Origin of the sequence: Aciduliprofundum sp. MAR08-339 (genome assembly GCF_000327505.1) — an archaeon.
Classification (GTDB): Archaea; Thermoplasmatota; Thermoplasmata; order Thermoplasmatales; family Aciduliprofundaceae; genus Aciduliprofundum.
On sequence record NC_019942.1, the window covers coordinates 351,852 to 369,124 of the forward strand.

The following is a 17,273-nucleotide window of genomic DNA, read 5'->3' on the forward strand; positions in this document are numbered from 1 at the left end:
CTTTACCTCAGAGCCAGAGATAAAAATCAACCACCTTCCGTATATCCTCATGGGCTCTTTTCTTTTTCAGTAAATTTCTCAAACTCTTGTTCTCTCCAAGTTTTCCCGCAAGCACAATCGCCAGACCTCTGTTCTCCTTCACGTATGTATGGGACCTGTACCTCACTGATGCCCATTTCCCCTCAAGTTCAAACATCTCGGCAAGTAGAGCATCAATTTCATTTCTCAGAGTTTCAACCCTCTCATTCTTGGATTCTTTTTCCCACCGCTCTGTAAGGGCCTTAAGTACCACTTCCTCCTCTGGAAGGTTGTAAATGGAGGATACCTCTCTTATTATCGCAGAGGTCCTTTTATCAATCCTGAACTTTTTCCTTTTTAATTTTCCCGCCCTGAAGGTAATCTCCATTTCCTCTCATCTCCTCAAGAAGGCTTCTGTTCTCCATATCAAGTTCATCTATCCAGATGGACATTCTCTCCTGATCCATTCGGGCCCTCTCACAAAACTCTGTGAGTTCTGCTATCTCATTCTTCATTTTCCTTATTCTATCCTCAATCTCCATTTTCCTCCTCAAAAGCGCTTCCTCGTCGTTCATTTCAAGATACCTCTTGAGAGATACCACCCTCTCATAGATAAACCTGTTCAAATCATCCTCCCTCATATTACGAATCCTCTCAAACACATCCTTTGGAACCTCTACCTCCATAGGGACCACCTTTTAAAAGGAGCCATCAGCCCGATCGGGCGATTGTGGTGGGCCCCATCACCTAGTTTCACCAATAAATTATGGTATAAATAATTAACCCAAAAACGTGAAAATAAAATACGATGAGAGCATTGAGAGCCCATGAAACCTGGAGAGAACCCGCCGGAAGATATTTACGTTTTCATAGAGGTGCCCAAGGGGAGCAATATAAAGTGTGAGTATGATTTTGAAATGAATGTGATAAAGGTGGATAGGGTACTCCACACAGCATCATTTTACCCCTTCAACTACGGGTTCATACCCGAAACCCTTGAGGAGGACAACGACCCCATTGATTGCCTTATCATATCCTACGATTCATTTCCCCACGGAGTGATCGTCAAAGCCGTACCCATAGGAATGCTTGTGACAGAGGACGAGCACGGGCCAGACAGAAAGATTCTGGCCGTACCTCACCCAGACGTGGATCCAAGGAGTGCCGAGGTTAGGAGCATAGAGGACCTATCCCCGAGCATACTTGATCAGATTCAGCACTTTTTTGAACATTACAAGGAACTTGAGAAGAACAAGTGGGTCCGCATAATAGGATTTGAAGGGGTTGACGAGGCAAAGAGGGCCATAACGAGAGCCATTGAGAGAAGAGGGAAAAAATAAATATTCAAACACCCCTATCCCACCGTGGTCAAGATAAAAATATGCCCCGTGTGTGGAAGCACGAGAATTCACTACGTGGCCGGGATGGTCACGGGGGAGAAATTTAAATGTGAAAATTGTGGGTATATTGGCTCTCTTGTTGTGGAGATAGAGGAGGATGAATATGAAGATTGGCTTCGGGAGAGGAAGAGAGATGGAAGTGGAGATAAAGGCAAAGATTGATGACTCTGGCGAATTTGAAAAAATATTGAACTACCTGGGGGCCAGGTTTCTGAGAGAGGTCGTGGAGGAGGACCTGTACTTCAACCATCCATGCAGGGATTTCGCCCAGACGGATGAGGCCCTTCGCATAAGAAGTGATGGAACGCTCACCTACAAGGGACCAAAAGTGGATAGGGATACAAAGAGCCGAGAGGAGATCAACCTGAGAATAGGAGGGGTGCAGGACGCCCGATCTCTGCTTGAAAAACTTGGATTCAGATTTGTTGCCTCCGTGAGGAAGAGAAGAAAATATTATTCTCTGGGAGAGGTTACAATATGCGTTGATGATGTGGAGAATCTGGGAAATTTTGTGGAGATTGAATGCATAGGAGAGTATGACCCGTGCAGGGATAGAGTTCTTTCCCTTGCTAAACAACTGGAAATAGAGAGGTTCATCACTAAATCCTATCTGGAAATGCTTCTTGAAAAAGAGAAATGAGGTGGTGTGAATGAAAGAAAGAATTTTTGCAATTTTCCTGCTGCTGATCCTGATGCTCTCCTTAGTTACCGATGCTGGGGCTTCGTCCCCTGGGCATGGATACCTCTGGTCCCTCAACATTGAAAAGGATCTAAAAGATGAAAATTTCACTGGAGTGGCGAGGGGAACAAGGGTTATGGGCCTATACCTGGAGCATCCAAAGATGCAGGGGGATATGTACAACTGCTCATTCTCCGGGATACTTTATTCAAACACCTACCTGAACGGAAAATTGAACATGGTTCGGTTATCACAAAATATGGTATGGAAAAATTTAATCGTTCAAAGATGGATAAATTACGAGGGATACTTTCTCCTTGTCAGATACAATACAACGCACAACGGCAAAACTCAGAATTTTTACGGGATAAAGGCAATTGGCATACGCATTTACACAAAGCAACCTGAGAGGGCCCGCGGCGAGATTATTTATACCATGCCCATCGCAGGTAGAGTTGTAGAGAGAAATGACTATTCCTTGAAGTACGATATATATCTGGGGATAAACTACTCAAAGCCCGTTCCATACATACCCGTTGGGCAGGATGAGAACGTGAGTTATTATACCAACGCAAATTTCTATGGAAATATAGTTGCAGGCGGTGTTGGGTATTCGAAAATTAACAATATAACCTCAAACTTGAATAGGACCATAAGTAAAAAAATATCCGGGAGCGTCCAGATGAAGGTTCAGATGGAGACAAGGGATAATATCATAAGAAGGTCCGGAATAATAGAACTCCTTCCCATGGAGATTGGAATGATGAGCGCAGGCATTATCTATCACCCTAATGATACATTCTACGGTGCAATACTCTTTGCAACAATGCTCCAAGATAAGGGCATAATGGATAACGGTTCATATAAAAAAATAACCCTCTCAAAATACACGTTCGGAATGAGAGAGTATCCATCCAAGAGTGTGTCCAGGGAGGAAATCCTGAATTTGAGGGAAATAGGCCCTGAAAGAGGGAATTTGAACACCTTTGAAATTTATATCGCCACAGGCATACCTCTTTTCCTATCCCTATTGCTCATAGCATCCGGGTTCAAGGCCAGGAGGGATCATAGAGGGACCACATAGATAATTTCTCCCTTCCTCAGGGCCTCCATCACCTTCTTTCCGTTGGCCGTGCTCTTTCGCAGATTTATGTAACCCTCACGGGACACGGTGACATCAAAGAGCCTATGAGTGTCCGCGAATACAGAGACCTTGGAGTGAGCCAGGTGCTCTCCCACATGCAGCCGGATTGTCTTTTTCTTCATCTCCACCTCAACCTCAATCCTCTCCACACTTGCTCTCTCACTTCCAAGGGGCTCCACATCAAGGGATATGCCGAGAAGTTCCTCAATATCCGCGATTCTCTTGCCCCTCTTTCCTATGACGGAGGATATGGCTGGGGAGGGCACATATATCTTAGCCCGATTATCGCTCACCACCCTTGCCTTCACCCTAAGCCCTGGGAAGAGTTTGCGCATCTCCTCCTCTATGCCCCTGGCTGCAAGTTTGTATATTCCCTTTTCCTCCTCCTTCACGGGCACGACGACTATCTGCTCACCAAAGGAATAAACCTCGTAAAGTAGTTTTTCCTCCTCAATATCCCTCACCTCTATGACCGGTCTGGCAAGGTCCTCCTCGTGCATGCCGCTGGGCACCTTGACGGTGTAGCGGAGGGTGAGAACCTGGGCAATTGAACCCTTTTCTATGTGTATTATGGTATCCACTATCTGGGGAATGACACCAAGCTCAACCCGTCCTATGAAGCGCTGCAAGGCGTCTATCGCACGGGTTGCATGCACCACCCCCACCATTCCCACTCCTGCCAGGCGAAGATCCGTGAACACCTTGAAATCTGATGTTGTGCGCATCTCGTCAAATATGGTATAATCCGGGCGAACGAGGAGAAGTATATCTCCAGTTTTCTCCATACTTCCCTCCAGGGCCGTGTACTGCGTTATTTCATCTTTCAGAATCAAATCTCGTGGCTTCTCCATGGTCTTGACTATCTTGTTGAGGGAGGCGTAATATTCCGCAATGGCCTGAACGAATGTGCTCTTTCCAGCGCCGGGAGAGCCGGAAACCAGTATGCCCTCTGCCCGCTCCTCAATTCTCCTCCTCAGCTTCTCGCTTATATTGTAATCCTCAAGTGCCAATTTCACAATCGGACGAACTGCCGTTATCTCCATGGCATCCGAGAATGGAGCACGGGTTATGGCTATGCGATATTCCCTCAACTGCACCACGGTAGCCCCCTTCATATCCATCTCAATGAAGGACCTCTCATCTCTCCTGGCCCTCTCAACAATGTCGTAGGCGATCTCCTCAACCTCCTCCGGGCTTATGCTCTCCCTTATCCTCACCAGTTTGAATTCCCCAGGTTTCCCACGCTTGGCAAAGGCACCCACATCTGCCTTTATGTGCACGCTCATCGTCTCCGAGGTGAAGAAATCCTCAATCCTCATTTTTACAATCTTCTTCTGTTCCAAATAAATAACGGGTATGCCCTTGATCTCCGCAATGTGCCTCTGCACGGAATCTCCAGTAACAAGAGTCGCACCACTTTGCGAGGCGCATTCCCTTATGATGTTGTCTATTTCACCTTCTCTTGCACGGCGGATCTGCCACTCCTCAGGCCGGGAGCCACAGAATACAAGATTTATACCCCTCTGCTCGCAGACCTCACGGATTTTCTTCAAATCGCTCAGAGCAGAAAAGCCGATGCTCATACCCCGATTGGCTTGGTGTTCAACCTCTGAAATTATGGCTTCGGGAATGATTATTTCCTCCACTTCCTCACTCTGCAGGAACTCAAGGAATCTCCCATCAACTATAACGCTCGTGTCTGGAACCAGCTTCATATATTTGAAAAGTTGTGCTATTATTTAAACCATTTCTAAGAAAATAATTTATATCTGCGGGAACATCACGGGGAGAATGCAAAGATCCGTTGTTATCCTAGCTTTGCTCCTGCTTCTCTCGACGCCCCTGGCCCAGGCCCATAACGTTTCTGTAGATGCAAAGATAAAAGATAGGTACAACGGAACAATAGAGATCGTGGAGTACTTAGATGAGAACACGAAGAAAAAATATGATCTGGATTCCTCGGGAAACTTGAGTGGTATTGAACTGAGCAACCTCTTGAAGGATAATCTTCTGAAACTAAACCTCACACCTGCCGGAGATTACTATTACCTCGTAGGAAACCTGACTCTGGACGGCAGACACCCCCTGGCCAATGTTCATAAAATAGTGGTGAACTACTCAAAACCAATGCCCGTAAACGGAACATCCAAGGTGATCACGAGCATAACCTTCCACTTCTACCTTAACGGAACAAGCGACCATAAATTTGTTTTGAAACTGCCCTACTGCCAGGGATACTTCAAAATGAGCCTGCCCAAAAACGATACTGTTCTGAAAAGCAATCTTATTGATGCCCATATAAGGAACAACATTATTTCCGGGAAATTCAAGGATAGTGTAATTATTGAATTCAGAGAAATGAAATATTTCTGGATGGGAATATTTGCAAATTCCCTGGTAGTTATTGGCGTTGTGATTTTCATCCTGGCTGCATACAAGTTCAGGGGTGGAAGGAGCAAGGGCATAAAGCTCCTGATAAGAAGCACGCTTAGAAATATGGTATCTCTTTTCATAGTTCTCACCATACTTTTTTACATCCTCTGGGTAGCTGGTCCGCCCCTATCGGTTAGGGTTGGAGGTATATCAACCATAGTTATGAGATTCCAAATCATACAATACTACCATCTCGATCGCCCGTGGTACGATCAGTACCTAAACTGGTGGCACCTTCTACTAACTGGAGGGATAACCAAGGGTGTTGAATGGGGACTGAAGGGTCTATCCCTCCAAAAGGCCCTTGTGATATCACTTAGCATATTCATTCTCACGGCCCTCTTCTCCTACCTGATTTCAATATATTTGGCAGTGAGGAAAAAGGGTTCGAGAAGTTTGGATCTCTACGCTGCTCTGTTTCTGGCCCTTTACTCCATACCAACCTTTTATGCAACCTACCAGTTCCTTCACCTTTTTGAGAATTACCCTCTGATCTACACCACCCTGGTTGCGCCCAGGGGAGGGATTGAGGAGTTCTTCCAGATTCTCTTCGCATCCTCCATCCTCACCCTGCTCACACTCGCGAGGCCCTATCTGATAGCAAGAGCACTTGCAGTAAAGGAGTACAGGGAGCCCTATGTGAACACATTCAGGGCAGTGGGATTCAATCCAAAGAAGATAAGAAAATTTGTTAGAAGAAGCACAGAGATTCCAACAATTACCGACTCAGTGCTGAATTTCGGGTGGGTTCTCACCGCACAGGTGTTTCTTGAGGTCATATTCAAGATCAAGGGAATGGGGTATCTTCTGTTCAAGGGCACTGTCAACGGAAATCCATTTCAACTTCAAATTTCAGTTATTTACTTTTCCCTAGTTATGATTGCAGCATCAATATTCTCAGACATCGTCATCTACTATCTCGATCCGAGGGTGAGAAGATGAGGAGGAAAGAATTAAAAATGAGCAGAACGGGTAAGATCGCCCTTGGAATACTCACAGTTTACATAATAATTGCACTTGTGGTACCCGCCTTACCGCTTCGCAATCCAACGGGATTCCACGCACCACCCCAGGACATATTTGTACCACAGATAGTTGGTCAATTCAACTTCTCGGTGCCCATAGACAACTTCGCGGTATACGGATACGACATATTTGCAGTGAGTAACAATGGAATTTTCATACATTACGATATGATTCAGCACAAAACAGTGAAAACCTTTAACATCAATTCTTCCCATATCTCGGGGATAAAAATACTCCGTGCAGGAGCATACGGAATGCCCATCTTTCACACGGAGAGTGCAGTTTACCTATACTCACCAACGCAGGAAAGATTGTACAGAATGGATGTGAGGAACACCTACGCCATTTACCCAATTCAGATTCCATTCTCACAGTACACGGGATTCATCGCGGTGAACTCCACGGGAGTGTACGCCTATTCATACAGCCCATACACAGATGAAAGACCATCATTCATGTGGAATTTCTCGCTTGAAAAAAATATTCTTGGGATACATTATTCTTACACAAATTTCTACATATCCACTCCAGATCGGTTGATAGCCCTCAACGACCAAGGAAGGATGATTTGGAGCATTAATGGAAATTTCACTTCAAACCCCATATACATACCAGTTTATGGAAACAACATAATATACGTGGCATCGGGAACAAGTATAATGGGAATTTTCATGACCAACGGAAGTTATGCCACAAACATAAGCATGGCAGTAAAGATAACACACCTTCACTATTACGGACAATCCCTATACGCCTACTCTCCACAGGGCATAGTTGGAAAGGTTAACACCCTGAGCAATAGGGGTTTTCTGTGGAAAATAGGCAATATAAAGGAGTACTCACTCTCATCCTCCGTGGATGGCATGGGGGCAATTCTAAAAGATGGAAGGTTAATATTTGTTCTTACCGGGGACGGGACTGTGCAATGGGGCACTAAGGGAAATTTTACAAAAATAGCACTTGGAGAGCAGGACCTGGTACCATACCTATTTGCATTGCTGAACAACGAAAAATCCATCGTGCAGTACAGTTATTCTGGAAAACTGATAACACCACTTCCTCCGAGCAAAAAGTATCTACTGGGCACAGACTCAGCCGGAAGGGACGTGCTTTCCCAGTTACTCTGGGGATTCAGAAATGAGATTTACATAGCATTTGTGAGTGGATTCGCTGTCCTGATTCTGGGAACACTCTGGGGACTCACAGCGGGTTATTTCTCCGGGCTCCCTGACGATCTGCTTCTTCTTCTATCAGACTCTTTCCTGTTCATACCTGCAATAGGATACGCTGCACTTATGATTTACCTTTTCGGGATACAGCATCACATAATGGCCACAATCACAGCCTCCATACTCGCCCTGTCTCCCCTTGAGGCCAGGGCAGTGAGAAACTATACCAAGGTGATAAAGGAAAAACCATTTGTGGAAAGTGCCAAGGTTTCAGGAGCCGGATTCTGGAGAATAATGTTTAAACACATACTCCCTGAAATAAAGGGAATCTCCATGGTCTACGCATTGAGCGCAACAACAATGGCACTTTTGCTGGAAGTGGGCATATCGTTTTTGGGATTTGGAAACTACGCTATACCCACATGGGGCTGGATGATAACCAACGCCTACTTCACAGGATACCTAGATAAATGGTGGCTTGTAGCACCACCCCTGATTGCCCTATGGCTCCTGGTGTACTCCCTCTATCTGCTATCCCAAGAGATGTACACCACCGAGTACGTTAGATCCATAGAGAGCAGAACACTAGATGAAGAATGAAAATTATTTATCACCCTTACCATATCCCCAAGCATGGAGAGAAAGGATTACATCAAGCGCCTACAAATCGTGGAGAAATTGAGGAGTATGGGCGTGGAGCCCTATCCTCAGAGCACGCCCATAACCAATTACATTGAAGAGATCGTAAGAGACTCCGATAAATTCATGGGCAAGGAAGTGGCCGTTGAGGGAAGATTGTACGCCCTGAGATTTCATGGCAAACTCGCCTTTGGAGATCTGCGTGACAATGGGGAGAAGATCCAGGGCTTCTTCCGTCAGGATGTTCTGGGAGAGGAGCAGTACATATTCCTGAAGAGATATGTTGATCGAGGCGATTTTCTCTGGATCAGGGGAGAGGTTATGAGAACAAAGAGGGGCGAGTTGAGCATTCTGGCAAAGGAGATAAGAATTGCAGCCAAGGCCCTCTACGATTTGCCCCATGAGTGGTTCGGCATAGGGGATGTGGAGAAGAGGTACAGGCAGAGGTATCTGGACCTTATGTTCAACAGGCAGGCCTTTGAGACATTCAGAAAGAGGAGCGAGATTGTGAAGGAGATTCGCAGGTTCCTCTGGGACAGGGGATTTCTGGAGATGGAGACGCCCATCCTGCAACCCGTTTACGGAGGGGCCAATGCAAAGCCATTCAAGACCCATGTGAATGCCATAGACAGGGATTACTACCTTCGCATCTCAGACGAGTTGTATCTTAAGCGCCTGATAGTTGGAGGGTACAACAGGGTATTTGAGATAGGAAAGGATTTTCGCAATGAGGACATTGATACAACCCATAACCCTGAGTTCACGATGATTGAAATATACCAGGCCTATGTGGACTACAACGATATGATGGATCTCACCGAAGGGATGATAAAGCACGTTGCAAGGCATATGAGCGTGGATAAGATCAATTTTGGGGGGCACGAAATAGACCTGACAAAGCCCTTCCGTCGGGAGAGGATGCTTGATATGCTTGCAAGGAGGGGAATAGATGAGAATACGAGCGATGAGGATATAAAGGCATTGCTTGAAAAATACAAAATAAAGATGCCTCAGTACAACCGCGGTCTCGCCCTGGGCAAGTTGTTTGAGAGGGTGTGCGAGGAAGATCTCATTGAGCCTGTTTTCGTCATAGATCACCCCAAGGAAACCACCCCTCTGTGCAAGCTGCACCGTGGAAACAAAAACCTGATTGAAAGATTTGAACTCTACATTGGTGGGGTGGAACTTGCAAATGGGTACACTGAGCTCAACGATCCACAGCTGCAGGAGCATTTCTTCCGGGATGAGGTTGAGCGCCGCACCCTTGGAGATGAGGAGGCACATCAATACGATGAGGATTTCATAGAGGCTCTTCGCTGGGGCATGCCGCCAATGGGTGGCGTGGGAATAGGCATAGACCGTCTCGCCATGATACTTACAGGAAACACGAGCATAAAGGAGGTCATACTCTTCCCCATACTGGCTCCGAAAAAGGACTAAGAGAGAAATTCCAGTACTCTCCTCACATAACCTTCCCTGTCAAGCTGAATGCTCCTGACGTGGGCAGCATCGGTTACCCATAGTTCAATATTTTTCCCGGACTGCTCCACAAACTCCTTTATCTCCTCAACCCTAACCAGAGGATCTTTTTTCCCAGCCACTATGAGTACCTTCGCCCTGAGATCCTTCACAAACAGAAATGGATTAGTGTTTTTGAAATTCGCTCCAGATATGAGAATGGCGAAGGGCTTTACAAAGGCATACAAAGATTCGGGCAGATTGGCAAAGTACTTGAGTCCCCTAGCACCTGTTTTATCCGTGTAGATGTAGGGACTATCCGCCACAACCTTCTCCACCTGATCCAATGTGGCAGCCTTGAGAGCCAAAAATCCCCCCATGGAGTATCCCACAACATAAACGTGGCTGCATCTCTCCCTTGCATAATTTACGGCGGTGACCACATCTTCGAACTCTCTGTCCCCTATGGTGGTGTGCTTTCCCTGGCTTTCCCCATGGGCGCGAAAGTCAAAGGTGAGCACAGAATATCCACTCTTCCACAACTCTTCCATCATGGGCCTCATGTATACCTTGTCCCACCTGCTGACGCTGTAACCGTGAAGGAGGACCACGCATCTTTCACCTCCCTTTATGAACCATCCTTTCAGTTTTAGCCCATCTGAAGTTCTAAGTTCAACGTCCTCGTACACCGCGCCAAAGTCCTTGGGTGTCCAAGAGTCCCTGAACCTGGCAGGAGTGACCAATTTGTATCCAACAAAGGCAGAGAAAAGCAGGAAAATAAAAACAATAAAAATTAAAATTGAGATTATGAGCCATATCATTTCTCACAACTCCTCGGTGGCCTCTATGGCATCTTCCATTGATGGTTCGCTCTTTTCCCTGTCCAGATGCTTCATAGCCCATATTAGCGGAAGGGCTATTATGACAAATAGGGCCCCCACAGGGAACAGAACCTTGTAATTTCCTCCTGCGAGGTGCACTATGGCGCCACCAACCACACCTGCTATAAGTATGGGAAATGACTTGGTGGCCTCAAAGAATCCATAGTATCTACCGTTGAAGAACTCCTTTTCGTACCTGTTGAGAAGGTCACCAATCACGGGCCATGATGTTGCCATGAGCATACCCCAGCCGATTCCAGCGATGCCTATGGCCTCAGTTATCTCCATACTGGTGGTGACAAACCAGCCCCAGATGAAGGGTAAAAGAAACACAAGCCCGCCAATCACTATGGACTTTCTCCTTCCTATCCTGTCGTAAAGTGGTCCTCCAATAAGGGCACCCACAAGAACCGTTATGTTGAAAAGGGCCATTATTGCCGCTCCCAGAGTGAGAACCTTCTGGGTGTGGAGAATTGATTCAAGAATTCCATATAGAAATACCGCAATGAACTCAAAACTGAGCCACCACAGAATCTGGGCTGAGTAGAACTTCACAAAGTCCCTGTCGGCAAGTATGGCCCTTAAATACTCTCCAAGGCTCTCCTCCGGAGCCTCCTCCGGGTAAGCAGGTTCCTTAACGCGGAAGTATACGATCAATCCAGATACTACCAAGAAAAAGCCAACTATGGCGAAGGGAATCCAGAGGTAATGGGCCATTATCATAGCATCAATGCTGGTATCTGCATTGGGAATCTTGCTGAGGGCAAGTGAGGATATGATTGCAACCAGTCCAAAGAGGAGCAGATTTCCGCCCCACTCAAAGAAAGTTATCACACCACTTGACTTACCGCGCTGGCCACTCGGAACAACATCGGGCATAAGGGAACGGTACTGGGCCACAAAGAAGTACATGAAGAAGTAGAACACGGCAAGAAGGAGGGAGAACAGAATGAGTGGGGATGATGCGATGAATGAGAAGTACACAGCGAAAATCGAGAGCGTGGAGGCTATGGCACCCCACAAAATGAACGTTGTTCTCCTTCCCCTGCCGGAGCGGTAGGTATCGCTGTAATATCCCATAAGGATTGGTACAACTATTCCCATCAATCCCTGCAATGCCAGTATGGAACCTATAACAAAAGGATCCGTGGTATAACTCTGCAAAAGTTTGAAGGATAGCGCCTTGTTTATTGCCCAACCGGTGCTCATACTGAATCCAACGAAGGCAATAGCCAAAATCACTTTAAATGATACACCTCTTTTCTTAGGAGTCATTGTAGAGATAATTTCCTTTGTGCTTAAATATTTTGTTATTATTTGGGAAATTTTAATTAGGTTGTGTAAATTAAGAGAGATATGGCAGCGGAATCCATAGTGTATGAGGAGAAACTGGTATCCAAACTCAACGCGGTTATGTTCCTCATAATAGGTGCCTTTTTCCTGTACCTTATGTATTACTCATTCACTCAACACCTGCTGGGTTCAATAATATTGACCCTCGTTGTTCTTGCAATAATAGGATTCATAGGGGCTAATTTTTCGGTTATGAGCATAAGAATTCTGCCAGAGTACCTCATTGTATCCTTTGGAATCTTCAAAAAGATCTTTGAATGGAGATATATAGAGGATTGCCGGGAGGATGACCGACACGGAATGAGGTACGGGGGATGGGGCATAAGATACGCAAGAATAAACGGTATGCCTGTGGTAGCGTACATAGTGGAAAACAAGCCTCGGGTAGTGATAACCCTGAGGGACTCAAGATACAGGGAGTTCGTATTTTCAACCTCAAATCCGGAGAGAGTCATGACTCTGCTGAGACGGAATATTGAAAACATGGAAAAATGAGCCAACATTTTATATTGAGAATGACATTCACACCCATGCAACCCTGGGAGAGGATCAGGGGTGAGAAAAGCGATCTCCTGTCAAATAAAAAAATCGCACTCTGCATAACAGGTAGCATTGCCGCCGTTGAGACCGTAAAACTTGCAAGAGAACTCATTAGGCACGGGGCTGATGTGTACCCCTACATGACCAGAAACGCCCTCAAATTCGTTGGAGAGGATGCTTTGCTCTTCTCCACAGGGCATCATCCCATCACAGAACTCTCAGGATTGGACGAGCATCTTTACAATTTTGATGCAATTCTCGTGGCTCCGGCCACGGCAGACATAATTTCCAAGACATCCTGTGGTATATCGGATGACGCCGTAAGCACGCTTCTGCTTGCAAATTTGAAGGGAAACACAATATTCGTTCCATCAATGTCCCAGAGCATGTACGAAAATCCAATTTTACAGGCCAATATGGAGAGACTACGAAAGTATGTAACCTTCATAGAGCCAAAATTTGAGGAGGATAAGGCCAAAATGCCAGATGTGGACAGGATAGTCGCAGAGGTTATTCACTCCCTCCACAATGAACTCCGGGGAAAGAGAATTATGGTGATTGGAGGTGCTGGTTACGAAAAGTTTGACAACTTCAGGATAATAACTAATCTGGCCACCGGGAGGATGGGTATTGAAATAGCCAGATATGCGTACTATTACGGAGCGGATGTTACTCTTCTTCTTGGCCTCCATTCAGCCCAAGTACCGTCCTACCTGAAGTTCAGGAGATTTGGAACGGTTTCAGACCTTATGAACAGGATTGAGGAGATGATGAACTACGATGCCATAGTGGTTCCAGCCGCCCTACCAGACTTCAAACCCGAAAGGAGAGAGGGAAAGATAAAAAGCCTTGAAGAATTCAGCAGAGTTTATTTTGAGGAAAATCCAAAGTTCTTAAGAGAACTCAGAAAAAGATTTGAAGGTTTCCTTGTAGGTTTCAAGGCAGAAAGTGGAATAAGCCGTGAAGAACTCATAAAAAGGGCAAGGCGGAGAATGAAGGAATATTCCCTGGATATGATCATCGCAAATCTATTGGAAGACGTTAAGGAGGATAGAACAAAGGCAATTGTGATCTTCAGCGACGAGGAGATGGAAGAATTTGAGGGCCCAAAGGAGAGACTCGCCAATAGGATAGTGGAACTGATGGCGGAATCCATATGATAAGGGCATTTTCCCCGGGAAGCATCACACTTTTTTTCGAGATTAGGGACGAAAAAATTGATCCCCTCAGGAGAGGTTCAAGAGGTGTGGGTGTATGCATTTCAGAGGGTATGGTCACCGAGGTGAGTGCAGGGGATAAACTGGAAATTTATCTGAACAGGAAGAAAATTAAACACTCAATACAGGAAGATATTGCAAAAATTTATGGATTTTCAGGAAAGATAGAGAGTTTCACTGAATTACCCGTGTCCCAGGGATTCGGTATGAGTGCGGCTGCAGCACTTAGCACAGCGCTGGCCTTGGAGAGAATTAATAACGGAACATATATGCACGCAGCCCAGGTGGCCCACAGAATAGAGATTGAGAGAAGAAGTGGGCTGGGGGATGTGGCATCCCAATACGAGGGAGGTTTCACCGTACGCACAAGGGAGGGTATTCAGCCCTACGGCGTTGTGGATAGAATTTTCTTCCCTAATACTCCTATGAGCATAGTTATCCTTGACGAGGCCATAGAGACCAGAAGGGTGATAGGAGATAAGGACTCAAGAAGAAAAATAAAAAAGGAGGGGCATCTGGCCATGGAGAAATTCTTAAGGGCCCCTTCACTAAAAAATGCCATAAAAATTGCAAGAGAATTTGCCCTGAACACGGGTCTCATAAACGAGGAGGGAAAGAACCTCCTGCAGAAGTGTGAGAATGCTGCCATAGCCATGATCGGTAATTCGGCTGTGATATTTGGAGAGTGCGGGAGAGATTTAATTGAGGAATATCCTACATACATCGTAAACTTGGGGAATAGGGCGGGAATTCTCAGTTCTCCACAATCTCCTCGTTGACAAATTTTACAATCCTGTGTGCATCCACACGTTTTTATGCATCTTTATTTATCCACCGTTGCAAAAAGAAAAAATTTATCTTCATTCTCAGATTAGGGTGAACCAATGGATTTAAGGAAGGTTATTGTTGAGGAACTGCTCAAACATGAGATTCTTGTTGAGCCGGAAGTTGTTGAGTACATAATAGAGAATGGTGGAGTTGATTATCTACCCTCATTCCTATCAAAATACGGCAATTCTGCCTTTGTGAGCCTTTCCTCCATATCTCCCTCAAGAGTGGAAATTGTAGATGAGATAAAAACAGAGGAGCAAAAAGAGAGAAGCCCTGCAGAAAAGGGTCCTTTCACGAGGCCCGAAGCCTACGAGCATGACTGGGATTTTAAAATTTTAATAGATCCCGGATACACTCAGAGTTCGGGAAAGGTGGACGATTTCCGCAGCCTGTTCCTGGATAGGTACAAGAGGTTATCCAAATATGTCCGAAGAAATTTTCTTATGCGTGGGGCTACGGACATAGCAAATATAAGTGGGGGTGAGGTAAGAATAATAGGGCTCGTTGACGATTTGAGAACAACATCAAGGGGCTCTCTGAGTTTTTACCTTGAAGATCCCACCGGAAAGGTGAAATGCATATACCAGGGGGAGAATTTTCTACTAAACGATGAAGTTATTGGCGTGGTGGGAACCTACCGTGAGGATGGAAATTTCGTGTATGTAAAGGAAATAGTCAGGCCAGGAGTTAGAAAACCCCAGAAGAACAGAAGAATTGAGGACCCCATAGGGGCTGTCATAATATCAGACGTACACATAGGGAGCAAAATGTTTCTGCGCAAGAACTGGGAAAAATTCATCGCCTGGCTGAAAAGCGGAAGAGATGGGGCGGAGACTGTAAAATACCTAATAATAGGGGGAGACCTGGTGGACGGAATAGGCATATATCCGAATCAGGAGGAGGAACTTGAAATAATTGATATCTACAAGCAATATGAGGCCCTCGCAAATTACCTTGCAGATTTGCCTGATTACATCAAGGTCATTATGATCCCTGGAAACCATGATCTTGTAAGAAACACCGAGCCGCAGCCACCGCTTCCACACGATATCCAGTCTCTTTTCAATGGAAATGCCGAGTTTCTAAGCAACCCATCTGTCTTCTCACTCCATGGATACACTTTTCTGATTTATCACGGGGCAACCATAAATGACCTTGTGGAACTCATACCGGGAGCCAGTTATGAAAATATTGCACCAATAATGAGCCATATATTGGAGATGCGGCACCTTGGCCCAAGTTACGGAGGCAAAGTACCTATTGCCCCACTTCCAAGGGATTTCATGGCAATAGACCTTGTACCCGATGTTTTCATAACTGGGCATGTGCATGCCTTCACGTACAGCAATTACAAGGGAGTGCATATGATAAACGCATCCTGCTGGCAGGCACAGACAAAGTACCAGAAGATGATGAACTTCAACCCCGTGCCGGGAAAGGCCACCCTGATCAATTTCCACACAGATGAGGTCAAAATACTATCCTTTTGATATCCGCTGGAGAGGATTTGTTCACCAATTCGTAGGGAGTTATCAACCTTCTGAAAACTATGAATCTTGCCTTTCCCCCAATCTGATTATCCACCATCCCTAGAATCTTCCTGGGATTTTCAGTCGCCATCTTCAATATTTCCTCGGGGGACACATGGCCGTAAATCATAGATAATTTGTATGCAATTTCCATTTCCCTGAACATTGAGGGCAGAGAGAACATACCATTATCTGTGCCCAATGCAAGGGTTATTCCGTATTTCAAGAGCCTTGGTATATTTGGAATTTTGCCAAAGAAAAGATTTGATCTGGGAGTAATAACAACAGGCACTCCCCTTTTTCCTACCTTCCGCAAATCTTCATCAGTGGCCTCAAGCATGTGCACGATGAAACTTGGATTAAGGGAGAGAACGAAATCTATGTCCTCCCTTACCCTCTCGGAGACATGTATTGCGAATAATTTACCCTCTTTTCTTGCATACCTGACCATTTTGATTATAAAATCCCTATCATAATCGCTTATGCTGCTAAGTCCTACACCCAGAGATTCGGGATTGATATTCCTAGCAAATATTATTGGCTTTATTTTAAATCCACGGGATGCCTTCAAAAGGAGTTCAACACCCTTATCTCCACCCTCACGAAAATCCACAAAATGGGATATGCCCTCCATCTGCATGTATCTCATCGCCCTCCTCATACCCCAATACACCTTCCTTCTGCTCCTCAGAACCCTGTACTTATATCCCCCAGGGCCAACAATTTCCGCAATACCTCCCCGGGGCTCATCCTGGGCGCAGAAATCTCCAATATGAGTGTGCATGTTTATGAAGGTTGGTATAACAGTGCCACGAATATCGTAATCCCTCTCCCTTCTAAAATCCTCAACGTATCCTTCCTTGATCACCAGCGTTCCCTTCTCAAACCTTCCCTGCCAAAGAATATTTCCGTAAATTTTCACAGTTCTAAATCGCCTCGTGATTAAAAAGTTTTTC

The 17,273-nt window shown here is 45.5% G+C and carries 17 protein-coding genes and 1 riboswitch; of the genes, 11 read left to right on the forward strand and 6 right to left on the reverse strand.

The window, feature by feature from the left end:
- Positions 1-7: 7 nt before the first annotated feature.
- Both ACIM339_RS01965 and ACIM339_RS01970 read right to left on the reverse strand, forming a co-directional pair.
- Positions 8-406, reverse strand: a complete 399-nt coding sequence (locus tag ACIM339_RS01965) for a hypothetical protein (RefSeq protein WP_015282920.1) — start codon at positions 404-406, stop codon at positions 8-10.
- Entirely contained in the window at positions 354-704 is a 351-nt protein-coding gene (locus tag ACIM339_RS01970) for a hypothetical protein (protein ID WP_015282921.1), read from the reverse strand. The genes ACIM339_RS01965 and ACIM339_RS01970 overlap by 53 nt, the downstream gene beginning before the upstream one ends.
- Positions 705-713: 9 nt before the next feature.
- Positions 714-775: riboswitch (Fluoride riboswitch) on the reverse strand.
- Positions 776-845: 70 nt separating this feature from the next.
- Between ACIM339_RS01970 and ppa the strand changes: the two genes are divergently transcribed.
- Genes ppa through ACIM339_RS01990 form a run of 4 tightly spaced genes read left to right on the forward strand, consistent with a single transcriptional unit; the run spans position 846 to position 3,181 of the window.
- The gene (gene ppa / locus ACIM339_RS01975) at positions 846-1,358 is read left to right on the forward strand and encodes an inorganic diphosphatase (RefSeq protein WP_015282922.1); all 513 of its coding nucleotides are present in this window, start codon (positions 846-848) and stop codon (positions 1,356-1,358) included.
- A 24-nt stretch (positions 1,359-1,382) separates the two neighbouring features.
- Positions 1,383-1,580: a hypothetical protein gene (locus ACIM339_RS01980; protein WP_015282923.1), complete on the forward strand. Its 198-nt coding sequence runs from the start codon at positions 1,383-1,385 to the stop codon at positions 1,578-1,580.
- Positions 1,552-2,058: a class IV adenylate cyclase gene (cyaB, locus tag ACIM339_RS01985; RefSeq protein WP_048103699.1), complete on the forward strand. Its 507-nt coding sequence runs from the start codon at positions 1,552-1,554 to the stop codon at positions 2,056-2,058. Before ACIM339_RS01980 ends, cyaB begins: the two co-directional genes overlap by 29 nt.
- Positions 2,059-2,068: 10 nt before the next feature.
- Positions 2,069-3,181, forward strand: a complete 1,113-nt coding sequence (locus ACIM339_RS01990) for a hypothetical protein (RefSeq protein WP_015282925.1) — start codon at positions 2,069-2,071, stop codon at positions 3,179-3,181.
- Here the strand turns inward: ACIM339_RS01990 and ACIM339_RS01995 are convergent.
- The gene (locus ACIM339_RS01995; RefSeq protein ID WP_015282926.1) at positions 3,163-4,956 is read right to left on the reverse strand and encodes a PINc/VapC family ATPase; all 1,794 of its coding nucleotides are present in this window, start codon (positions 4,954-4,956) and stop codon (positions 3,163-3,165) included. The two genes, ACIM339_RS01990 and ACIM339_RS01995, sit on opposite strands and share 19 nt — an antisense overlap.
- A gap of 76 nt (positions 4,957-5,032) precedes the next feature.
- Between ACIM339_RS01995 and ACIM339_RS02000 the strand changes: the two genes are divergently transcribed.
- From ACIM339_RS02000 to lysS, 3 genes are read left to right on the forward strand one after another with little or no spacing between them, the layout of a single operon-like run.
- Positions 5,033-6,616 carry an ABC transporter permease gene (locus ACIM339_RS02000; protein WP_015282927.1) on the forward strand — a complete coding sequence of 528 codons (1,584 nt, stop codon included), beginning with the start codon at positions 5,033-5,035 and terminating at the stop codon, positions 6,614-6,616.
- Complete coding sequence (locus ACIM339_RS02005) at positions 6,613-8,469, forward strand: ABC transporter permease (RefSeq protein WP_015282928.1); 1,857 nt, start codon at positions 6,613-6,615, stop codon at positions 8,467-8,469. The genes ACIM339_RS02000 and ACIM339_RS02005 overlap by 4 nt, the downstream gene beginning before the upstream one ends.
- Before the next feature lie 33 nt (positions 8,470-8,502).
- Positions 8,503-9,948 carry a lysine--tRNA ligase gene (lysS, locus tag ACIM339_RS02010; RefSeq protein WP_015282929.1) on the forward strand — a complete coding sequence of 482 codons (1,446 nt, stop codon included), beginning with the start codon at positions 8,503-8,505 and terminating at the stop codon, positions 9,946-9,948.
- On the opposite strand, the gene ACIM339_RS02015 is transcribed toward lysS, so the two are convergent.
- Positions 9,945-10,787 carry an alpha/beta hydrolase gene (locus ACIM339_RS02015; RefSeq protein ID WP_015282930.1) on the reverse strand — a complete coding sequence of 281 codons (843 nt, stop codon included), beginning with the start codon at positions 10,785-10,787 and terminating at the stop codon, positions 9,945-9,947. The two genes, lysS and ACIM339_RS02015, sit on opposite strands and share 4 nt — an antisense overlap.
- Positions 10,788-10,790: 3 nt before the next feature.
- Positions 10,791-12,122, reverse strand: coding sequence for an MFS transporter (locus ACIM339_RS02020; RefSeq protein ID WP_015282931.1), 1,332 nt, complete (start codon positions 12,120-12,122; stop codon positions 10,791-10,793).
- Between the two features lie 81 nt (positions 12,123-12,203).
- Between ACIM339_RS02020 and ACIM339_RS02025 the strand changes: the two genes are divergently transcribed.
- The 4 genes from ACIM339_RS02025 to ACIM339_RS02040 all read left to right on the forward strand — a co-directional run bounded on the left by ACIM339_RS02025 (position 12,204) and on the right by ACIM339_RS02040 (position 16,278).
- Positions 12,204-12,695 (forward strand): hypothetical protein, encoded by a 492-nt coding sequence (locus ACIM339_RS02025; RefSeq protein ID WP_015282932.1) that lies wholly within the window; start codon positions 12,204-12,206, stop codon positions 12,693-12,695.
- A 35-nt stretch (positions 12,696-12,730) separates the two neighbouring features.
- Entirely contained in the window at positions 12,731-13,900 is a 1,170-nt protein-coding gene (coaBC, locus tag ACIM339_RS02030) for a bifunctional phosphopantothenoylcysteine decarboxylase/phosphopantothenate--cysteine ligase CoaBC (protein WP_048103968.1), read from the forward strand.
- Entirely contained in the window at positions 13,897-14,736 is an 840-nt protein-coding gene (locus tag ACIM339_RS02035; protein WP_015282934.1) for a kinase sugar kinase superfamily, read from the forward strand. The genes coaBC and ACIM339_RS02035 overlap by 4 nt, the downstream gene beginning before the upstream one ends.
- A gap of 105 nt (positions 14,737-14,841) precedes the next feature.
- Positions 14,842-16,278 carry a DNA-directed DNA polymerase II small subunit gene (locus ACIM339_RS02040; RefSeq protein WP_015282935.1) on the forward strand — a complete coding sequence of 479 codons (1,437 nt, stop codon included), beginning with the start codon at positions 14,842-14,844 and terminating at the stop codon, positions 16,276-16,278.
- Here ACIM339_RS02040 and ACIM339_RS02045 read toward each other — a convergent pair.
- Positions 16,259-17,239 (reverse strand): amidohydrolase family protein, encoded by a 981-nt coding sequence (locus tag ACIM339_RS02045; RefSeq protein ID WP_048103707.1) that lies wholly within the window; start codon positions 17,237-17,239, stop codon positions 16,259-16,261. The genes ACIM339_RS02040 and ACIM339_RS02045 overlap by 20 nt on opposite strands.
- Positions 17,240-17,273 lie beyond the last annotated feature (34 nt).

What these genes read in the sequence shown, in the direction of transcription:
- ACIM339_RS01965 (WP_015282920.1), bottom strand. Translation starts at nt 406, where the DNA reads ATGGAGATTACCTTCAGGGCGGGAAAATTAAAAAGGAAAAAGTTCAGG.
- ACIM339_RS01970 (WP_015282921.1), bottom strand. Translation starts at nt 704, where the DNA reads ATGGAGGTAGAGGTTCCAAAGGATGTGTTTGAGAGGATTCGTAATATG.
- ppa (WP_015282922.1), top strand. Translation starts at nt 846, where the DNA reads ATGAAACCTGGAGAGAACCCGCCGGAAGATATTTACGTTTTCATAGAG.
- cyaB (WP_048103699.1), top strand. Translation starts at nt 1,552, where the DNA reads ATGGAAGTGGAGATAAAGGCAAAGATTGATGACTCTGGCGAATTTGAA.
- ACIM339_RS01990 (WP_015282925.1), top strand. Translation starts at nt 2,069, where the DNA reads ATGAAAGAAAGAATTTTTGCAATTTTCCTGCTGCTGATCCTGATGCTC.
- ACIM339_RS01995 (WP_015282926.1), bottom strand. Translation starts at nt 4,956, where the DNA reads ATGAAGCTGGTTCCAGACACGAGCGTTATAGTTGATGGGAGATTCCTT.
- ACIM339_RS02000 (WP_015282927.1), top strand. Translation starts at nt 5,033, where the DNA reads ATGCAAAGATCCGTTGTTATCCTAGCTTTGCTCCTGCTTCTCTCGACG.
- ACIM339_RS02005 (WP_015282928.1), top strand. Translation starts at nt 6,613, where the DNA reads ATGAGGAGGAAAGAATTAAAAATGAGCAGAACGGGTAAGATCGCCCTT.
- lysS (WP_015282929.1), top strand. Translation starts at nt 8,503, where the DNA reads ATGGAGAGAAAGGATTACATCAAGCGCCTACAAATCGTGGAGAAATTG.
- ACIM339_RS02015 (WP_015282930.1), bottom strand. Translation starts at nt 10,787, where the DNA reads ATGATATGGCTCATAATCTCAATTTTAATTTTTATTGTTTTTATTTTC.
- ACIM339_RS02020 (WP_015282931.1), bottom strand. Translation starts at nt 12,122, where the DNA reads ATGACTCCTAAGAAAAGAGGTGTATCATTTAAAGTGATTTTGGCTATT.
- ACIM339_RS02025 (WP_015282932.1), top strand. Translation starts at nt 12,204, where the DNA reads ATGGCAGCGGAATCCATAGTGTATGAGGAGAAACTGGTATCCAAACTC.
- coaBC (WP_048103968.1), top strand. Translation starts at nt 12,731, where the DNA reads ATGCAACCCTGGGAGAGGATCAGGGGTGAGAAAAGCGATCTCCTGTCA.
- ACIM339_RS02035 (WP_015282934.1), top strand. Translation starts at nt 13,897, where the DNA reads ATGATAAGGGCATTTTCCCCGGGAAGCATCACACTTTTTTTCGAGATT.
- ACIM339_RS02040 (WP_015282935.1), top strand. Translation starts at nt 14,842, where the DNA reads ATGGATTTAAGGAAGGTTATTGTTGAGGAACTGCTCAAACATGAGATT.